Origin of the sequence: Mesorhizobium sp. M0808, from assembly GCF_040320025.1 — a bacterium.
GTDB lineage: Bacteria > Pseudomonadota > Alphaproteobacteria > Rhizobiales > Rhizobiaceae > Mesorhizobium.
Window position 1 is genome coordinate 1 of the sequence record NZ_JAMYOX010000139.1, and the last position, 632, is coordinate 632.

General features: G+C 59.0%; 1 protein-coding gene. It reads left to right on the plus strand.

Annotated elements, in window-relative coordinates:
* The first annotated feature begins 250 nt into the window (after positions 1-250).
* Entirely contained in the window at positions 251-442 is a 192-nt protein-coding gene (locus tag NKI25_RS36345; protein ID WP_023679340.1) for a DUF6494 family protein, read from the plus strand.
* The last annotated feature ends 190 nt before the right edge of the window (positions 443-632 follow it).

Below are 632 nucleotides of genomic sequence, written 5' to 3' on the forward strand. Positions count from 1 at the left end.
GATTTGAGGTACTCGATCAGATCACTCTTTTCCTGATCGGTCAGATCAAGGCCGAGATGGCCGTCATCGTGCTCCTTCTGCGCAAGACGTCGATCGGTTCCACTCCTCCTGCCAGGGGTCGATCAAGTTTAAGGACCCGACGTCTCCTCCCGGCTCGAGGTCTATTTCAATAAAACCGTAGGTCACCGTGCTGCTTCCTTGATCCCTTGCCTTCCCTTACAATCCCTTCCGGACACAGAGGAGTTTCGCCATGAGCGAAGACGCCGTCAACATGTCGATCCGCAAGTTCCTGAAGGAAGTCGGCGTCACCTCCCAGCGCAAGATCGAGGAGACGGTGCGCGAAGGGCAAATCGGCGGCAAGAAGCTGAAGGTCCGCATGACGCTGACGGCGGAAGGCACCGGCCTCAACCACGTGGTGGACGGCGAGATCGAACTTCCATAAGCCGGGCGAAGCGACCTAGCGAAACGTCCGACGCGGCCGAAAGCCGTCGAGACGGATCAGCGGTTGGAATGGCGTTTGGCCGGGTCGATGTAGTACCGCTCACCCCACGCTCTTGCGATTCTGAGGGAACGCGAAAGACCGACCCTAAGCGGAAGCTCGCTCGCTCCGGGTCAATTCACGGCCATGACCC

What these genes read in the sequence shown, in the direction of transcription:
- NKI25_RS36345 (WP_023679340.1), top strand. Translation starts at nt 251, where the DNA reads ATGAGCGAAGACGCCGTCAACATGTCGATCCGCAAGTTCCTGAAGGAA.